We start from the raw sequence: 15,528 nt of genomic DNA, 5'->3' as shown, positions 1-15,528 counted from the left end.
GCCGGTCAGAAGACCGACTCCGCCTCCTCCATCCGGCTCTTCGGGACCGTCTTCAGCTCGGTGACCGCCTCCGCCAGCGGGACCATCAGGACGTCGGTGCCGCGCAGGGCGGTCATCTTGCCGAAGTCGCCCCGGTGGGCGGCCTCCACGGCGTGCCAGCCGAAGCGGGTGGCGAGGACGCGGTCGTAAGCGGTGGGCACGCCGCCGCGCTGCACATGGCCGAGGATGACCGGCTTGGCCTCCTTGCCGAGGCGCCGCTCCAGCTCGTACGCCAGCGCGGTGCCGATGCCCTGGAAGCGCTCGTGGCCGTACTGGTCGATCTCGCCCTTGCCGTAGTCCATGGTGCCCTCGGCCGGGTGGGCGCCCTCGGCGACGCAGATGACGGCGAACTTCTTGCCGCGGGCGAAGCGCTCCTCGACCATCTTGACCAGGTCGGCCGGGTCGAAGGGCCGCTCGGGCAGGCAGATGCCGTGGGCGCCGGCGGCCATGCCGGACTCCAGGGCGATCCAGCCGGCGTGCCGCCCCATGACCTCGACCACCATCACCCGCTGGTGGGACTCGGCGGTGGTCTTCAGCCGGTCCATCGCCTCGGTGGCGACCCCGACGGCGGTGTCGAAGCCGAAGGTGCGGTCGGTGGAGGAGATGTCGTTGTCGATCGTCTTGGGCACGCCGACGACCGGCAGGCCCGCGTCGGAGAGCATCCGGGCCGCCGTCAGGGTGCCCTCGCCGCCGATCGGGATCAGCGCGTCGATGCCGAACTCCTCGACCATGTCGGTGGCCCGCTCACAGGCCTCCCGGAGCCGGTCGCGCTCCAGGCGGGACGAGCCGAGGATGGTGCCGCCGAGGGCCAGGATGCCGCCGACCGCGTCCAGGTCGAGGGTCCGGTAGTGACGGTCGAGCAGACCCCGGTAGCCGTCCTCGAAACCGATGATCTCGTCGTCGTACTGCGTCACCGCCCGGTGCACGACCGAACGGATCACGGCGTTGAGGCCGGGGCAGTCGCCGCCTGCGGTGAGTACTCCGATGCGCATCGTGCTGTGTCTCCTGCTCGCTGTGGTCCGTGCGTGCGCCGTCTCCGATTGTTTCACGTCCGCCGGGAAGGACAGGGATCCTGACGGGCGCCTTATCCCGGCCGAGGGGTACTGTCAAGAGGGTTCTGCTCACCTTGGTGGGCGATTTTTGTGCCGACCCTTTTGTGCCGGCTTTGTGCCGACAGGAGAAACGGAGTGGACACGTGACGCGCAGCGTGTACGTGACCGGCATCGACCGGGGCGACGGCCGTCAGGTCGTGGAGCTGGGGGTCATGGAACTCCTGACCCGGCAGGCCGACCGGGTGGGCGTCTTCCGTCCACTCGTGCACGACGGACCCGACCGGATGTTCGACCTGCTGCGGGCGCGCTACCGCCTCTCCCAGGACCCGGCGACCGTGGTCGGCCTGGACTACCGGGAGGCGTCCGCGCTCCAGGCCGAGCGGGGCACCGACGAGCTGGTCTCCACGCTCGTCGACCGCTTCAACCGGCTGGCCCGCGACTACGACGTGGTCCTCGTCCTCGGCACCGACTTCGCCGCCACCCAGCTCCCCGACGAGCTGGCCCTCAACGCCCGCCTCGCCAACGAGTTCGGCGCCCTGGTGCTCCCGGTGGTCGGCGGCCGCGGCCACACCGCCGAGTCGGTGCGCGCGGAGGTCCGCAACGCCTACCGCGCCTACCACGGCCTCGGCTGCGACGTGCTCGCGATGGTCGCCAACCGGGTGGCCCGCGAGGACCGCGACGACATCGCCGCGCGGCTGTCCTCCCGGCTGCCGGTGCCCTGCTACGTGCTGCCCGACGAGCCCGCGCTGTCCGCGCCGACCGTCGCCCAGATCGCCCAGGCCCTCGACGCCCGGGTGCTGCTCGGCGACGACTCCGGGCTCGCCCGGGACACCCTCGACTTCGTCTTCGGCGGTGCGATGCTGCCGCGGTTCCTGCCCGCGCTGACGCCGGGCTGCATGGTCGTCACCCCCGGGGACCGCGCCGACCTGGTCGTCGGCGCGCTGGCCGCGCACAGCGCCGGCACCCCGCCGATAGCCGGTGTGCTGCTCACCCTGGACGAGGTGCCGAGCGAGGAGATCCTCACCCTGGCCGCCCGGCTCGCCCCCGGCACCCCGGTGCTGTCCGTGCGCGGCAACAGCTTCCCGACCGCCGAGCGGCTGTTCTCGCTGGAGGGCCGGATGACGGCGGCCACCCCGCGCAAGGCGGAGACCGCGCTGGGCCTGTTCGAGCGCCACGTCGACACGGTGGACCTGGCCGGCCGGGTCGCCGCGTCGAGCGGCGACCGGGTCACCCCGATGATGTTCGAGCACAAGCTGCTGGAGCGGGCCCGCGCCGACCGGCGCCGGGTGGTGCTGCCGGAGGGCACCGAGGAGCGGGTGCTGCACGCGGCCGAGGTGCTGATGCGCCGGGGCGTGTGCGACCTGACCCTGCTGGGGCCCGCCGACCAGATCCGCAAGAAGGCCGCGGATCTCGGCATCGACCTCGGCGACACCCGGCTGATCGACCCGGCCACCTCCGAGCTGCGCGACGCCTTCGCGGAGAAGTACGCGGCGCTGCGCGCCCACAAGGGCGTGACGGTGGAGCTGGCGTACGACGTGGTCACGGACGTGAACTACTTCGGCACCCTGATGGTCGAGGAGGGCCTGGCCGACGGCATGGTCTCCGGTTCGGTGCACTCCACCGCGGCCACCATCCGCCCGGCCTTCGAGATCATCAAGACCCGCCCGGAGGCCTCGATCGTCTCCTCGGTGTTCTTCATGTGCCTGGCCGACAAGGTGCTGGTCTACGGCGACTGCGCGGTCAACCCGGACCCGGACGCCGAGCAGCTGGCGGACATCGCCGTCCAGTCGGCCGCCACCGCGGCCCGGTTCGGGGTGGAGCCGCGGATCGCGATGCTGTCGTACTCCACGGGCACCTCCGGCTCGGGCGCCGACGTCGACAAGGTGCGCACGGCCACCGAGCTGGTGCGGGCCCGCCGGCCCGACCTGAAGATCGAGGGGCCGATCCAGTACGACGCGGCGGTGGAGCCGTCCGTCGCCGCCACCAAGCTGCCGGGCTCCGAGGTCGCCGGGCAGGCCACCGTGCTGATCTTCCCCGACCTCAACACCGGCAACAACACCTACAAGGCCGTGCAGCGCTCGGCCGGCGCGATCGCCGTCGGACCGGTCCTCCAGGGGCTGCGCAAGCCGGTCAACGACCTGTCCCGGGGCGCCCTGGTGCAGGACATCGTGACGACCGTGGCCATCACCGCCATCCAGGCCCAGACATCCGCCGACCGAGCAGAGAGCGTGCCCGTACCGTGACCGCGACCCGTGTCCTCGTCCTCAACTCCGGTTCCTCGTCGCTGAAGTACCAGCTGCTCGACATGCGGGACGCGAGCCGGCTCGCCGTCGGGCTGGTCGAGCGGATCGGCGAGCAGACCTCCCGGATGGAACACACCTGCGTCCCGAGCGGCGAGCGGCGGGAGCAGAACGGCCCGATCGCCGACCACGACGCGGCGCTCAAGGCGGTCGCCGGGGAGCTGGCCCGGGACGGCGTGGGCCTCGACTCGCCGGACCTGCTCGCGATCGGGCACCGGGTGGTGCACGGCGGGATGTTCTTCACCGAGCCCACGGTCGTCGACGACGGCGTGCTCACCGAGATCGAGCGGCTGATCCCGGTCGCCCCGCTGCACAACCCCGCCAATCTGACCGGCATCCGCACCGCCCGGGCGCTCCGTCCCGACCTGCCGCAGGTCGCCGTGTTCGACACCGCGTTCCACACCACCATGCCGGAGTCGGCGGCGCGCTACGCGATCGACCCGAGGATCGCCGACCGCTACCGGGTGCGCCGCTACGGCTTCCACGGCACCTCGCACGCCTACGTCTCGCGCGAGGCCGCGCGGCTGCTGGGCAAGGACCCGTCCGAGGTGAACGTGATCGTGCTCCACCTGGGCAACGGCGCCTCCGCCTCGGCCGTGGAGCGGGGCCGGTGCGTGGACACCTCCATGGGACTGACGCCTTTGGAGGGCCTGGTGATGGGTACGCGATCCGGTGATCTGGATCCGGCCGTCATCTTCCATTTGGCCCGGGTTGGCGGAATGTCCATGGACGAGATCGACACTCTTCTCAACAAGAGGAGCGGACTGTTCGGTCTGTGCGGGGACAACGACATGCGCGAGATCCGCCGCCGGATCGACGAGGGCGACGAAGAAGCCGCTCTCGCCTTCGACATTTACATTCACCGGCTCAAGAAGTACATCGGCGCCTATTTCGCCGTCCTCGGGAAGGTGGACGCGATCGTCTTCACCGCCGGGGTCGGCGAGAACGCGGCGCCCGTGCGGGAGGCGGCGATCGCGGGCCTGGAGGGGCTGGGCGCGGCGGTCGACCCGGAGCTGAACGCCGCGCGCGGCGGGCCGGCTCGGCTGATTTCACCGGCGTCCGCGCGGGTGGCCGTGGCCGTGGTGCCGACGGATGAAGAACTGGAGATCGCGACGCAGACCTATGCGCTGGTCGGAAAGAGCAATTGAGCAGCACCTGAGCAGGACGCCTCTCATTTGTATCTTCCGCCAGACGGAATATTCCGTAGCGAAACAAACCGATAGGATCGCCCCATGCGCCGTTCGAAAATCGTCTGTACTCTCGGCCCCGCGGTCGACTCCCACGAGATGCTCGTCGCCCTGATCGAGGCCGGCATGAACGTGGCCCGCTTCAACTTCAGCCACGGCTCCCACGCCGAGCACCAGGCGCGGTACGACCGCGTCCGGGCCGCCTCCAAGGAGACCGGCCGGCCCATCGGCGTCCTCGCCGACCTCCAGGGCCCGAAGATCCGGCTGGAGACCTTCGCCGAGGGCCCGGTCGAGCTGGAGCGCGGTGACGAGTTCGTCATCACCACCGAGGACGTGCCCGGTGACAAGCACATCTGCGGGACGACGTACAAGGGGCTGCCGGGCGACGTCTCGCGCGGCGACCAGGTCCTGATCAACGACGGCAACGTCGAGCTGAAGGTCGTGGACGTGGAGGGCCCCCGGGTCCGCACCATCGTCATCGAGGGCGGTGTCGTCTCCGACCACAAGGGCATCAACCTGCCCGGCGCGGCCGTCAACGTGCCCGCGCTGAGCGAGAAGGACGTCGAGGACCTGCGCTTCGCGCTGCGCATGGGCTGCGACCTGGTCGCCCTGTCCTTCGTGCGCGACGCCAAGGACGTCCAGGACGTGCACCGCGTCATGGACGAGGAGGGCCGCCGGGTCCCGGTCATCGCCAAGGTGGAGAAGCCGCAGGCGGTGGAGAACATGCAGGACGTCGTCGCGGCTTTCGACGCCGTGATGGTGGCCCGCGGCGACCTCGCGGTGGAGTACCCGCTCGAGAAGGTCCCCATGGTGCAGAAGCGCCTGATCGAGCTGTGCCGGCGCAACGCCAAGCCCGTGATCGTGGCGACCCAGATGATGGAGTCGATGATCACCAACTCCCGTCCGACCCGCGCCGAGGCCTCCGACGTGGCCAACGCGATCCTGGACGGCGCCGACGCGGTGATGCTGTCCGCCGAGTCCTCGGTGGGCGCCTACCCGATCGAGACGGTCAAGACGATGTCGAAGATCGTCCAGGCCGCCGAGCAGGAGCTGCTCTCCAAGGGCCTCCAGCCGCTGGTGCCGGGCAAGAAGCCGCGCACCCAGGGCGGTTCGGTGGCCCGCGCGGCCTGCGAGATCGCCGACTTCCTCGGCGGCCGGGGCCTGGTGGCCTTCACCCAGTCCGGCGACACCGCGCGCCGGCTGTCCCGCTACCGCGCCGCCCAGCCGATCCTCGCCTTCACCACCGAGGAGGCCACCCGCAACCAGCTCACGCTGAGCTGGGGCGTGGAGCCGCACGTGGTGCCGTTCGTGAACACCACCGACGACATGGTCGAGCAGGTGGACCAGGAGCTGGCCAAGCTGGGCCGCTTCGAGACGGGCGCCACCGTGGTGATCACCGCCGGTTCGCCCCCCGGTGTCCCCGGCACCACCAACCTGATCCGGGTCCACCACCTGGGCAGCGACAACTGACGTACCCCGCAGGCTTCGCACGGCGCTGAGGGCGCCCCCCGCGAACGGGGGGCGCCCTCTGCTGTGTTGCGGCTCCCGGACGGGACCTGGGGACCGGTCAGCCGGTCGTGTACACGTGCATCCCGGGCACGTGCAGGGTGCCGCCGAACTGGGCCGCCTGGGTCACCTTCACATTGGTGAAGTAGATCAGCGGCAGGTTCAGCGGGGGCGGGCTGTCGGGGCTGAACGTCATGGGGATCAGCCCGAACAGATTGCCCGAGATCTTCTCGGTGTACATCACCGTCTTGCCGTCGCGGATCGTCGACGTCGAGCCCTTGGCGGCCTGGACGTGGTACGTCTTGCCGGTGAGCTTGTCCTCCACCGTCTGGTGCAGGTCGCCGATGTCGGTGCCGTCGGAGACCACGTACTTCAGCGCCTTCTTGGTGGTGCCGTTCGCCGCCCTGACCTCGACGATGCCCTGGTAGTCGGCGCCCTTCAGCAGCAGCGAGCTGGCGCTGAGGTACCAGGGGTCGTCCGCCACCGGCACCTGGTTGTCGACGCCGCCCTCGTCGGTGGTGGCCACCGGGCAGTCCTGCGCCGAAGGGGTCGCACTCGCGGACGGGTCGGCGCCGGCGGTCGGGCTCGCGGTGGCCGACCCGGCCGTGTCCTTGACCGTCCTGCCCGCGTCGTCGGCCGCCTTGGAGACCTTGTCGGTGGTGTTCTTCACCGTGTCCCCGACCGTCTTGACGGTCTTGGACGTGGTGTCCTTGACGGTGCCGGCGGGCTTCGAGGCCGAGGCCGAGGCCGACGGGGTCGCCGTGGGCGTGGGGCTCGCGGACGCCGTGGGGGTGTCCTTGGCGCCGCCGGTGAGGATGTTCCCGAGCGTGTCGCCGATGGTGCCCAGCAGCCCGCCGCCGCTCTGGCCCGCCGTCGTACCGGGCGTCGTCGCACCGGAGTCCGAGCCGGCGGACCCGGAGGTCCCGGCCGGCTTCTGCTCGGTCTTCCCGGCCGAACCCGGATCGGCCGAACCTGAATCGGCCGAACCTGAATCGGCCGAGCCCGAGCCGGCCGAACCCGAGCCGGCGGAGCCGGAGTCGGAGGACGGCGATCCGGACGTGTCCTTGCCCGTGTCCTTGCCGGAGTCCTTCCCGGCGTCGGCGCTCGCCGAGGACGAGGGCGTCGGCGTCTCGGACCGGTCCGCCGAGGCGGACGGCGAGGGCGAGGCCGACGGGTCCTTGGCGTCGTCCAGCGCCTTCACGCAGTCCTTGTACTCGTCGGCCGTCAGGCTCTTGGCCGAGGTCGACGGGGACGGGCCGTCGCCGCCGCCCGCCGCGATGGCGAGCGTGGAGGTGAAGCCCATGCCCATGAGCACGGCCGTCGGCATCGCCACGGTGGCTATCGCCTTGCCGGCCGGCATGTGGAATCTGGTGAACAGCGGCTTTCTGGGGGCCGCGTGGCGCGGTCCGGTTCTGGCGCGGGGCTCCTCCGTATCGCTCCCGCGCGTCACCTCGTCAGCCGGCACTGTGCCTCCCGTTCGCCCCGTTGGCCGGGCTCGTTCCTGACAGGTCGGTCGGCTCGCCCATGCGCTGGTCCGGCAGCGGTGCGGCCTCGGGGGCGCCGCCCGCGCCGGGGACCGCCCCGGCCGGCGGCTGCGGCTGCGGCGGCGCGCCGGGCGCCCAGGCCACGGCCATCGCCCCGCCGATCAGCGCGGACAGGAAGCCGACGATGAAGCCGCCGATGTTGGACAGCGGAATGGACACCAGCGCCAGCAGGATCGCCGCGATGCCCGCGAAGACCCGGATGTGCTGCTGGACCCAGAGGGTGATGCCGAGAACGATGAGCAGCACACCGATGATCAGGGAACTGGAGCCGCCGGGAGTCCCCATCGTCATCGAGAGATGGCCCAGCTGGAGGTGTGCGTACGGGAAGTACAGGATGAGAAAGCCGCCGAAGATGACGAGCACACCGGCCCAGAACGGACGCGTGCCCCGCCAGGCGCGGAACTGCTGCCTCCGGCGGGTGAACTGGCCGGGGTCGGCGGCAGGGGTCTCGGCGCTCATGGAAAACAGCTCCCTGGTGCAGCGTTGCTGTGGTGGTGATGTGTGCCGCGTGTGAAAACGCGGTCCAACTGGCGCGGGCGGGGGCGCCGTCGGCTCCCCCGCCCGTCATCGAGTGCCTAGTAGCACTCGTGCGTGCCCGCCGAGACGGACATGTGCAGACCGCTGAGCTTGAAGGTGCCGGCCGTGGTCGCCCACGCCGTCTGCTTCACGCCGGTCAGCGTGGCCGAGTCGGCCTGCTGCGCGAAGCCGAACGGGTTGGCCTGCTCCTTGCCGCCCTTCATGCCAGGACCCTTGCCGGCGTCCTTGGCCGCAACACCGATGTCGATGTTCTTGAAGGTGGCGTCGGCGCTGAGGTCATCGAGGTCGATGTACAGCTGACTGGCCTCGACCGGCTTGTTCGCGCCCGCCTTCAGCACGAGGCTCACCGAACCCAGCACCGGGATGTTCGGCGTGACGACCGACTGGCACATGTTGGTGATCTCGGCCGAGTTGAAGGCCGAGACCGCCACCGGGTGGGCGGTCTGATCACCGCTGAGGGTGTAGCCGTTGTCGAGCGCGCCGTACTGCTCGAAGCCCTGACCGACCAGCTTGTCCGCGGTCACCTTGAAGGACTGACCGGACACGCTGAACGAGGCGGCGAGCGCGCCCTGCGCGAGGGCGACACCTATGCACGCAGTGGCGGCCACGCTGGGCACCATGACCACAGCGAACCGCTTCCATCTGGTCCCGCCACGCACCTGGGACTCCATATTTCCTCCTTCTCGGACGTACATCTCCTGGCCCGGTCTCGCCCACGGTCGGCGGCTCAGCCGGGCAGGGATGGGAGAAGTGCTACGTCCTCGGGAAGGAGAGCGCCCGCGCTCGGCGGCGCGTACCGCGCCCGAATCACCGGCGATCACCCCCGAGCGACAACCACTGGTCGCGCCTGACGCACATCACGCACAACCTTGCTGGACAGGCTTCGCCGGCCGGCGAAGACCCCCCTGCCCAAGACCCGGCGCCACTGCCGCCGGCTCTGCTCGGTGGGGACCCAGAGTCTCCCTCGCCCCGACCGGATGCCGGGGTACGGGAATGGACCGAGCGTCGCCGATCGTGGTGCAAATTGGCCGCCTGCACAAGGGGGTTCGTTACTGGCTAGTAACGGCCGGATAACCGAGAAACGTCCGCGTGATCTCGGAGCGCGACACTCGGTCGCATCCCAGGGCAGAACAAAGCCGTTGATCCCTGTACGAAACCAGACAGATCAACGGCCTTGATTTACTCGGAGTAACAGCCGCCCCGATTACCAAGATTTGGTAAAGCGGAGCGGCCTCAACGCCTTGTCGGCAAACCTTTCACCCCGGCGTCACAGGCCGTGGCGTTTACGGACTGGTCAGAAAAGCGCCCGCGCCAGCGCCCGGCGGGCACCGACCACCCGCGGGTCCTCGGGGCCCACGACCTCGAACAGTTCGAGCAGTCGGCGTCGCACCGCGTCCCGGTCGTCACCCACCGTGCGCTGCACCGTCTCGATCAACCGCCCGAAGGCGTCCTCGACATGACCGCCCACCAGATCCAGGTCCGCGGCGGCGATCTGCGCCTCGGCGTCCTTCGGCTTCTCGGCCGCCTCGCGACGGACCTTCTGCGGGTCCATGTGCTGCACCCGGCGCAGCAACTCGGCCTGCGCGAGGCCGAGTTTGGCCTCGGGGTGGCCCGGGTCGTCGGCCAGTACGTTCTGGTACGCGCGCACCGCGCCGTCCAGGTCGCCGGCGTCCAGCGCCAGCGCGGCGGCGTTCAGGGCCGCGTCGTACGGCCCCTCCGGCGCCTCGGCACCGGCCGCGCCGCCCGGCTCCGCGTCCGGGTCGACGGTCAGACCGGTCAGCCCGAAGCGCTGCTCGGCCACCTGCACCAGCTGGTCGAGGGTTCCCCGGATCTGCTCCTCGCTCGCCGCCCCCTGGAACAGCGGCAGGGCCTGACCGGCGACGACGGCGAACACCGCCGGGATGCCCTGCACCCCGAACTGCTGCATCAGCATCTGGTTGGCGTCGACGTCGATCTTGGCGAGCAGGAAGCGCCCGTTGTACTCGACGGCCAGCCGCTCCAGGACCGGGCTCAGCTGCTTGCAGGGCTGACACCACTCGGCCCAGAAGTCGATGACGACCGGCACCTCTGCGGAGCGCTGGAGGATCTCGCGTTCAAAGCCGGCTTCGTCGACGTCGATGACGAGATCGGCCGGGGAGACGGCACCCGTGCCGCCCTGCCGGGCGGCTTCGGCGCGCGTCTGCTCGGCCTTGGCCTTGGCCTCCTGGGCCGCCTTCACCGCGGCGAGGTCGACCACGCCGCTCATGGACATGTTCCGTGGCTGCATGCGTCTATCCTCCCCCGATACCGCGTCTGAAGAAAAAAGCGTCGATGTCCGGCGCCGGGTCCCCACCCGCGCCGAGTCGTCCCGCCCGCGAACGTCCCTCGCGAGCTTTCCGCTACGACCCGTAGCGTAATGGCTGTGGGCGGGCGGGCGACACCTCTTTCCGGTGATCTCCCTCACGGCCCCGCAGAACCCGCCGGTTATGGTCATGGGATGCAGAGTCGCACCCCCGCCGGCCGTCCCGGGCGCCCGCGCAGCGCCGCCGCGGACGCCGCGATCCTGGCCGCGACCAGGCAGGCGCTGGTCGAACTGGGCTGGTCCAAGCTCACTCTGCAGGACGTCGCGACCCGCGCCGGGGTTGCCAAGACCACCCTCTACCGCCGCTGGGCCGGCAAGAACGAACTGGTCGTCGACGCCGTCGCGGAACTCTTCGACGAACTGCGCCTGCCCGACCGGGGCAGTCTGGCCGCCGACATCGAGGGCGTCGTCCTCCAGTTCGCGGCGCTCCTGGACCGCCCCGAGTGCCGGAGCGGCCTGATGGCGGTCGTGGCCGAGTCCACCCGCGACGACCCGCTGCGCGAACGCATCCGCACCTCCATCGTGGAACGCCAGAAACGGCTGGTCCTGGAGGGCCGGGCCCGGGCCGCCGAACGCGGTGAACTGCCGCCGGAACCCGAGGACGCCGAGGAGGCGGCCCGCACCGTCGACCTCACCTTCGACGTGGTGGCGGGCGCGGTGGTGCACCGCACCCTGGTGAGCGGCAAACCCGCCGACGAGGACTGGGTGCGCAGCTTCATCCGGGTCCTGCTGCTGGGCCTGGCCGCCCCGTCCTGAACCCGGTCAGAATCCCGCGGGCTCCGTGTAGACCCCCCACTCCTCGCGCAGCACCCCGCAGATCTCGCCCAGGGTCGCCTCGGCGCGCACCGCGGCCAGCATGGGCTCGATCAGGCCGGAGCCGTCCCGGGCGGCGGCGAGCAGCCCGTCCAGGGCGGTGCGCACGGCGGCGCCGTCCCGTTGCGCGCGGCGCTCGCCGAGGATCTTCACCTGGTCCCGCTCCACCTCGTGGCCCACCCGCAGGATCTCCAGGTCGCCGGTGACGGAGCCGGTGTGGACGTTGACGCCCACGATCCTCTTCTCGCCCTTCTCCACGGCCCGTTGATGACGGAAGGCCGACTCGGCGATCTCCCCGGTGAACCAGCCGTCCTCGATCCCGCGCAGGATGCCGGAGGTCATCGGCCCGATCGGGTGGCGCCCGTCCGGATGCGCCCGCAGCCCCCGCTCCCTGATCCGCTCGAAGATCTCCTCCGCCGCCGCCTCGATCCGGTCCGTCAGCCGCTCGACGTACCACGAACCACCGAGCGGGTCCGCCACGTTGGCGACGCCGGTCTCCTCCATCAGCACCTGCTGGGTGCGCAGCGCGATCTCCGCGGCCTGCTCGCCGGGCAGTGCCAGCGTCTCGTCCAGGGCGTTGGTGTGCAGCGAGTTGGTCCCGCCGAGCACCGCGGCCAGCGCCTCCACCGCGGTGCGCACCACGTTGTTGTACGGCTGCTGCGCGGTGAGCGAGACCCCGGCCGTCTGCGTGTGGAACCGCAGCCACTGCGCCTTCTCGCTCCGCGCGCCGTACACGTCCCGCATCCAGCGCGCCCAGATCCGGCGCGCCGCGCGGAACTTGGCGATCTCCTCGAAGAAGTCGACGTGGGCGTCGAAGAAGAAGGAGAGACCGGGCGCGAAGACGTCGACGTCCAGCCCGCGGCTCAGCCCCAGCTCGACGTACCCGAAGCCGTCCGCCAGCGTGTACGCCAGCTCCTGCGCGGCCGTCGCCCCGGCCTCGCGGATGTGGTACCCGGAGACGGACAGCGGCTTGTAGGCGGGGACGCGGGCCGCGCAGTACTCCATGAGGTCGCCGATCAGCCGCAGATGCGGCTCCGGCCCGAAGAGCCATTCCTTCTGGGCGATGTACTCCTTGAAGATGTCGGTCTGGAGCGTGCCGTCGAGCACCGCCGGGTCCACGCCCTGCCGCTCGGCGGCGACCAGGTACATGCAGAAGAGGGGCACGGCGGGTCCGCTGATCGTCATCGACGTGGTGACCTCGCCGAGCGGGATGTCCCGGAACAGGACCTCCATGTCGGCGGCCGAGTCGATCGCGACCCCGCAGTGGCCGACCTCGCCGAGCGAGCGGGGGTCGTCGGAGTCGCGGCCCATCAGCGTGGGCATGTCGAACGCCACGGAGAGCCCGCCGCCGCCCGCGGCGAGGATCATCTTGTACCGCTCGTTGGTCTGCTCGGCGTTGCCGAACCCGGCGAACTGCCGGATGGTCCAGGCCCGGCCGCGGTAGCCGGTCGGATGCAGACCGCGGGTGAAGGGGTACTCCCCCGGCCAGCCGATCCGCTCGAATCCCTCGTACGTGTCACCGGGCCGGGGCCCGTACACCGGCTCCACGGGGTCCCCGGAGAGGGTGGAGAAGTCCGCGTCACGCTTGCGCGCGGCGTCGTAGCGGGCCTGCCAGCGCCGGCGGCCCTCCTCGATGGCGTGAGCGTCCATACCGTCGAATTTACTTGGACGTCCTAGTATCTGTCGACGGCAGACCGCCGTACGGCACCCGTACGGCGGTGAGAGCCCGGCGAAGGGCCGCCCCGGTGGGGACTACGCCTCGGCGACGGCCGGGGCGCGGTCGGCGACCTTGCCGTCCAGCTCCCGGCTGATCTTCCGCTCCACGAAGAACGCGGCGGTGGGGATCGTGCCCGCGAGCAGCACCCACAGCTGCTTGCCGACCGGCCACTTCGCCTTGGACCCCAGGTCGAAGGCGAAGACCAGGTAGACGACGTACAGCCAGCCGTGGGCGATGGCGACGACGCGGGTCAGGTCGGCCGCGCCGCTGATGTCCAGCCCGTACTTCGCGATCATGCTCAGGCACAGCAGCACCAGCAGGACACCCGTGGTGTAGGCCATGACGCGGTAGCGGGTCAGCACGCTCTTCTTCATGGAGTCGAGCGTAACCACCCGTTCCGGGAGATCTTGGCCGGGGTCACCCCTCGTCGAAGTCGAGCGCCGCGACCCGCAGCGGGCGGAACATCGCGAAGATCTCCCGGCACTCCTCCGCGTCGTACACCCCGAGGCCGAAGTCCATGGCCATCAGGTCGCGGGTGGCCGCGTCGACCACCTCGCGGCCCTTCTCGGTGATCACGGCGAGGGTGCCGCGCCCGTCGTTGGGATTGGGCCGCTTCGCCACCAGGCCGGACTTCACCAGCCGGTCCACGGTGTTCGTCACGGACGTGGGATGCACCATCAGCCGCTCGCCGATCTTGGACATCGGCAGTTCACCGGCCTTGGAGAAGGTGAGCAGCACCAGCGCCTCGTAGCGGGCGAACGTCAGCCCGTACGGCTTGACCACCGCGTCCACCTCGGCGAGCAGGATCTGCTGGGCCCGCATGATCGAGGTGATCGCGGCCATGGACGGCACGTTTCCCCAGCGCTGCTGCCACAGCTCGTCGGCGCGGGCGATGGGGTCGAACGGGAGGCTGAGTGGCTTGGGCACGTCATCAGACCCTACCGGCCGGTCATATGCCGGTCAGCTCCGTCTCGCCTTTCGGATGCCGGACGATCACCACGCGTCCCGGGACGCTCACCGCCCCGCCTTCCGCAGCCGGTGCCGCACCGCCCGCTGCGCCACCGGCCCCAGCTCCTCCACCGCGGCCACCAGCGAGGCGAGCTGGTCCAGCGCGTCCAGCGCCGCCCGCGCCCCCGCCTCGTCGGCGCCCTCGTACAGCTCGATCCCCACGAAGGACGCGGCCACCGCGCGCGCGAGCCCGGCGGGGTCGACGAATTCGGCGAACGGGGTCGCGGCGAGCAACCGGGTGAGCACCTGTTCGATCTCGGCGATCCACAGCCGTAGCCCCGCCGCGGTCGCGGGTCCGAGCGCCGGGTGGGTCGGGGCGCCCGCGAGGAGCTGACCGAGGAGGGCGACATGGCCGCCGTCCCGCTCGCCTTCGTGGATCTCCCGGCCGACGGCGAGCAGCTCGGACAGCGAGGTGACCGCGGCGAGCCGCTCCCGGTAACGGGCGACGGCCTGCTCCGCGCCGTACCGGCAGGCGGCGGCGAGCAGCTCGTCCACGGTGCCGAAGTGGTAGAAGACCAGCGCCTGGTTGACGCCGGCCGCGGCGGCCACGGTACGGGCCGAGGTCTTGGCGATGCCCTGCTCGGTGAGCGTGCGCAGGGCGCCCTCCAGCAGCCTGGTCTTGGTCTGGCCGGCCTTGGCCGTCTCGGGGCTCATACGGGGGTCTCCGTGCGGTTCTGGAGGGCGCGCAGCAGGCGCGGCGCCGGGGTCTGGGTGGCGGGGGCGCGCAGACAGCGGCGGGCGGCCGGGGTGCCCTCCAGCGGGGACTTGAACAGGGCGACGCAGACGGCGGCGAGCAGCAGCACCGGGCACAGGTAGGCCATGGCGGCGGAGAACGGGCCGAACAGGCCGAGCAGCGGCTCCAGACCGCCGAGTCCGGCCAGGCAGATCGTGAGCAGCAGGGCGCGCACGGCGAGTTCGGCGAGCCAGTTGCGCAGGGCGCGCTCGGGGGTGATGCCGCGCTCCAGCCAGAGCCGGAGCCGGTCGAAGGACCAGGCGGTGGCCCAGCCGAGCAGCGGGCGGACCAGCAGGCGGTCGGCGGCGGCGCCGAGGATCTTGCCGCGCGGGCGGTAGCCGTAGCCGGCGAGGAAGCGGACGCCCTGGGCGTCGGGGACGTAGCGCCAGTAGCCGGCGCCCTCGGCGATCAGGCCGAGGGGGTGGGTGGAGGAGAAGCAGAGGGCCGAGGTGCGGGTGCCGTCGGGGCGCTCCTTCTCTCCGGCCGAGACGCCGGTGCCGCTGAGGGCGAGGAAGGGGGGCAGGCGCGCGGTGAAGCGGAACGGGCGCGGCTCGCCCTGGACGTGCGGGAGGTGGTGCAGCTCGGTGACGAGCAGGTCCCAGCGCCGGTGCCGGGCGGGGTCCTGGGTGTGCGCCCACAGCTCGTCCAGGTCGGCGCGTATGTGTGTCTCCGTATAGAGACCCATGTGTTCCCCCACGTCAGGCCGCCGTTTGAGCGAACGCTCAAAGGATCTTCGACAAGAAGATACTCC

The 15,528-nt window shown here is 71.1% G+C and carries 14 protein-coding genes; 4 read left to right on the top strand and 10 right to left on the bottom strand.

Annotation, left to right across the window (positions count from 1 at the left end):
* Positions 1 to 5: 5 nt before the first annotated feature.
* On the bottom strand, positions 6 to 1,031 hold the full coding sequence (locus FRZ03_RS29480) for an ATP-dependent 6-phosphofructokinase (protein WP_146468136.1): 1,026 nt from the start codon (positions 1,029 to 1,031) through the stop codon (positions 6 to 8).
* Positions 1,032 to 1,234: 203 nt separating this feature from the next.
* Between FRZ03_RS29480 and pta the strand changes: the two genes are divergently transcribed.
* The 3 genes from pta (at position 1,235) to pyk (ending at position 6,048) form a co-directional block, all read left to right on the top strand.
* Positions 1,235 to 3,334 (top strand): phosphate acetyltransferase, encoded by a 2,100-nt coding sequence (gene pta / locus FRZ03_RS29475; RefSeq protein WP_146468135.1) that lies wholly within the window; start codon positions 1,235 to 1,237, stop codon positions 3,332 to 3,334.
* Entirely contained in the window at positions 3,331 to 4,539 is a 1,209-nt protein-coding gene (locus tag FRZ03_RS29470; protein ID WP_146468134.1) for an acetate kinase, read from the top strand. The genes pta and FRZ03_RS29470 overlap by 4 nt, the downstream gene beginning before the upstream one ends.
* Before the next feature lie 84 nt (positions 4,540 to 4,623).
* On the top strand, positions 4,624 to 6,048 hold the full coding sequence (gene pyk / locus FRZ03_RS29465; protein ID WP_146468133.1) for a pyruvate kinase: 1,425 nt from the start codon (positions 4,624 to 4,626) through the stop codon (positions 6,046 to 6,048).
* A 97-nt stretch (positions 6,049 to 6,145) separates the two neighbouring features.
* Here pyk and FRZ03_RS29460 read toward each other — a convergent pair whose 3' ends face one another.
* The 4 genes from FRZ03_RS29460 to FRZ03_RS29445 all read right to left on the bottom strand — a co-directional run bounded on the left by FRZ03_RS29460 (position 6,146) and on the right by FRZ03_RS29445 (position 10,431).
* On the bottom strand, positions 6,146 to 7,549 hold the full coding sequence (locus FRZ03_RS29460) for a hypothetical protein (RefSeq protein WP_186785685.1): 1,404 nt from the start codon (positions 7,547 to 7,549) through the stop codon (positions 6,146 to 6,148).
* The gene (locus FRZ03_RS29455; RefSeq protein ID WP_146468131.1) at positions 7,539 to 8,087 is read right to left on the bottom strand and encodes a DUF6114 domain-containing protein; all 549 of its coding nucleotides are present in this window, start codon (positions 8,085 to 8,087) and stop codon (positions 7,539 to 7,541) included. The genes FRZ03_RS29460 and FRZ03_RS29455 overlap by 11 nt, the downstream gene beginning before the upstream one ends.
* Before the next feature lie 116 nt (positions 8,088 to 8,203).
* Entirely contained in the window at positions 8,204 to 8,836 is a 633-nt protein-coding gene (locus tag FRZ03_RS29450) for a DUF6230 family protein (protein ID WP_146468130.1), read from the bottom strand.
* Between the two features lie 623 nt (positions 8,837 to 9,459).
* Positions 9,460 to 10,431, bottom strand: coding sequence for a tetratricopeptide repeat protein (locus tag FRZ03_RS29445; RefSeq protein WP_146468129.1), 972 nt, complete (start codon positions 10,429 to 10,431; stop codon positions 9,460 to 9,462).
* Between the two features lie 210 nt (positions 10,432 to 10,641).
* Between FRZ03_RS29445 and FRZ03_RS29440 the strand changes: the two genes are divergently transcribed.
* The gene (locus FRZ03_RS29440) at positions 10,642 to 11,262 is read left to right on the top strand and encodes a TetR/AcrR family transcriptional regulator (RefSeq protein WP_146468128.1); all 621 of its coding nucleotides are present in this window, start codon (positions 10,642 to 10,644) and stop codon (positions 11,260 to 11,262) included.
* Between the two features lie 6 nt (positions 11,263 to 11,268).
* Here the strand turns inward: FRZ03_RS29440 and FRZ03_RS29435 are convergent, their stop codons facing one another.
* The 5 genes from FRZ03_RS29435 to FRZ03_RS29415 form a co-directional block, all read right to left on the bottom strand.
* Positions 11,269 to 12,969 (bottom strand): acyl-CoA mutase large subunit family protein, encoded by a 1,701-nt coding sequence (locus tag FRZ03_RS29435; protein ID WP_146468127.1) that lies wholly within the window; start codon positions 12,967 to 12,969, stop codon positions 11,269 to 11,271.
* A gap of 102 nt (positions 12,970 to 13,071) precedes the next feature.
* Positions 13,072 to 13,410, bottom strand: a complete 339-nt coding sequence (locus FRZ03_RS29430) for a DUF3817 domain-containing protein (RefSeq protein ID WP_146468126.1) — start codon at positions 13,408 to 13,410, stop codon at positions 13,072 to 13,074.
* Between the two features lie 43 nt (positions 13,411 to 13,453).
* The gene (locus FRZ03_RS29425) at positions 13,454 to 13,963 is read right to left on the bottom strand and encodes a MarR family winged helix-turn-helix transcriptional regulator (protein WP_146468125.1); all 510 of its coding nucleotides are present in this window, start codon (positions 13,961 to 13,963) and stop codon (positions 13,454 to 13,456) included.
* Between the two features lie 87 nt (positions 13,964 to 14,050).
* Positions 14,051 to 14,698: a TetR/AcrR family transcriptional regulator gene (locus tag FRZ03_RS29420; protein WP_146468124.1), complete on the bottom strand. Its 648-nt coding sequence runs from the start codon at positions 14,696 to 14,698 to the stop codon at positions 14,051 to 14,053.
* Positions 14,695 to 15,462, bottom strand: coding sequence for a hypothetical protein (locus FRZ03_RS29415; protein ID WP_146468123.1), 768 nt, complete (start codon positions 15,460 to 15,462; stop codon positions 14,695 to 14,697). The genes FRZ03_RS29420 and FRZ03_RS29415 overlap by 4 nt, the downstream gene beginning before the upstream one ends.
* Between the last annotated feature and the right edge of the window lie 66 nt (positions 15,463 to 15,528).

Origin of the sequence: Streptomyces misionensis, from assembly GCF_007896895.1 — a bacterium.
Taxonomy (GTDB): Bacteria; Actinomycetota; Actinomycetes; order Streptomycetales; family Streptomycetaceae; genus Streptomyces; species Streptomyces misionensis_A.
The sequence above is the reverse complement of the archived record's forward strand: the minus strand, read 5'-3'. Positions and strand labels throughout refer to the sequence as shown.